General features: G+C 42.4%; 3 protein-coding genes. All 3 read left to right on the forward strand.

Annotated features, from left to right (window positions below; translation table 11 throughout):
- Positions 1 to 45 precede the first annotated feature (45 nt).
- Complete coding sequence (gene rpsB, locus BSG1_RS19075) at positions 46 to 756, forward strand: 30S ribosomal protein S2 (RefSeq protein ID WP_006838874.1); 711 nt, start codon at positions 46 to 48, stop codon at positions 754 to 756.
- Between the two features lie 194 nt (positions 757 to 950).
- A complete protein-coding gene (gene tsf, locus BSG1_RS19080; protein WP_006838875.1) occupies positions 951 to 1,835 on the forward strand; it encodes a translation elongation factor Ts in 885 nt (294 codons plus the stop codon).
- Positions 1,836 to 1,938: 103 nt separating this feature from the next.
- On the forward strand, positions 1,939 to 2,345 hold a 407-nt coding region (locus BSG1_RS19085; RefSeq protein WP_044023198.1), incomplete at its 3' end, for an amino acid kinase family protein.

Here is a 2,345-nt window from a genome sequence, read left to right on the forward strand (position 1 = left end):
GATCATGAGCGGAGGAAAATAAAAACCAATTAGGAGGAAACACACATGTCAGTAATTTCTATGAAACAATTGCTTGAAGCTGGTGTACATTTCGGTCACCAGACTCGCCGTTGGAACCCGAAAATGAAGAAGTATATCTTCACAGAGCGTAACGGCATCTACATCATTGACCTTCAAAAAACAGTTAAGAAGGTTGAAGAAGCTTACAACTTCGTTAAGGAACTAGCTGGAAACGGCGGAAAAGTTCTTTTCGTTGGTACTAAAAAGCAAGCACAGGAGTCTGTTAAAGAAGAAGCAGAACGTGCAGGCATGTACTTCATCAACCAACGTTGGTTGGGTGGTACACTAACTAACTTCGAAACAATCCAAAAGCGTATCTCCCGTCTTAAGTTAATCGAAAAGATGGAAGAAGATGGAACTTTTGAAGTTCTTCCGAAAAAAGAAGTAGTACAATTGAAAAAAGAGCATGAGCGTTTAGTTAAATTCCTTGGTGGAATTAAAGATATGCAAGAACTTCCTGATGCACTTTTCATCATCGACCCTCGTAAAGAGCGTATCGCTGTAGCGGAAGCACGCAAATTGAACATCCCTATCGTTGGTATCGTTGATACTAACTGTGATCCGGATGAAATCGATGTAGTAATTCCTGCAAACGATGATGCAATCCGTGCTGTTAAACTACTTACTTCAAAAATGGCAGATGCTATCCTTGAAGCTAAGCAAGGCGAAGAAGCTGCTGTAACTGCAGCTGAGTAATTAAAAGTATTAAGACCGGCTTATATGGAAGACAGATAATCTGCACCTTACATTAGCAGAAACTGCTGTGGATCATACTTGGTACGGTTGATCTGAAAAAGGTGATGAGAGGATAACCCTTATCACCTTTTTTAAAAAACAAGAGTACAAGCATTTCAAAGCTTACATAATATACTTAAAGGAGGAATATCATTATGGCAATTACTGCGCAAATGGTAAAAGAACTTCGTGAAAAAACTGGCGCTGGAATGATGGATTGTAAAAAAGCTTTACAAGAAACTGGCGGCGACATGGATCAAGCAATTGATTTTCTTCGTGAAAAAGGTATCGCAAAGGCGGCTAAAAAAGCTGACCGTATCGCAGCTGAAGGTACTACTTACATTCAAAGTGAAGGGAATACTGCTGTAATCCTTGAAGTGAATGCTGAAACAGACTTCGTTGCGAAAAACGAAAACTTCCAAACGGTTGTTAAAGAACTTTCTCATCACTTGCTGACAAACCAGCCTGCAAGCGCTGAAGAAGCACTTGACCAAAAAATGGAAAACGGAAGCACTGTTGGCGAGTTCATTAACTCTGCTATCGCTAAAATCGGTGAGAAAATCACTCTTCGCCGTTTTGCTATCCGTACAAAAACAGATAATGATGCGTTCGGTGAATACCTGCATATGGGCGGAAGAATCGGTGTGTTAACTGTTGTTGAAGGTACAACTGATGCAGACGCAGCAAAAGACGTTGCAATGCACGCAGCTGCTTTGAATCCTAAGTATGTTTCACGCGACCAGGTTTCTGAAGAAGAAGTTGAGCGTGAGCGTGAAGTTCTTACTCAACAAGCTCTTAATGAAGGCAAGCCTGAAAACATCGTAGCAAAAATGGTAGAAGGCCGTCTTGGCAAGTTCTTTGAAGATGTTTGCATCCTTGACCAGCCTTTCGTTAAAAACCCTGACCAAAAAGTACGTCAATTCCTAGAGTCTAAAGGCGCTGTCCTAACTGACTTCGTACGTTACGAAGTTGGAGAAGGTATCGAAAAACGCCAAGAAAACTTCGCAGATGAAGTAATGAGCCAAGTAAATAAGAAGTAACCCACAGGGTCTACTTTACTCCAAAAAGGGAACACACTGTGTGTTCCCTATTTTTCCAAGCCTTGCAGGCGCTAAAAAAATCCAACTACATATGGAGGTTCAAATGAGCATTCCAAAGTACAAAAGAGTAGTATTAAAATTAAGTGGTGAAGCACTTGCTGGTGAACAAGGATTCGGCCTTAGCCCAGCCATCATCAAAAGTGTAGCTGAAGATGTGAAAGAAATTGCAGAGATGGGTGTGGAAGTAGCTGTCGTAGTAGGCGGCGGAAACATCTGGCGCGGTAAGGTCGGCAGCGAGATGGGAATGGATCGTGCTTCAGCGGATTATATGGGTATGCTTGCGACTGTCATGAATTCATTAGCCCTTCAGGACAGCCTTGAGCAACTCGAGGTTGAAACGCGTGTTCAGACATCCATAGATATGCGTCAGGTCGCTGAACCTTACATCCGCCGCAGAGCCATTCGCCATCTTGAGAAAAAGAGGGTCGTCATCTTTGCTGCAGGACAGGA

This window comes from Bacillus sp. SG-1, assembly GCF_000181495.1.
In the GTDB taxonomy this organism is placed as follows: Bacteria; Bacillota; Bacilli; order Bacillales; family Bacillaceae_B; genus Rossellomorea.

Coding starts and splice junctions, on each gene's coding strand:
- rpsB (WP_006838874.1), top strand. CDS start 46: ATGTCAGTAATTTCTATGAAACAATTGCTTGAAGCTGGTGTACATTTC.
- tsf (WP_006838875.1), top strand. CDS start 951: ATGGCAATTACTGCGCAAATGGTAAAAGAACTTCGTGAAAAAACTGGC.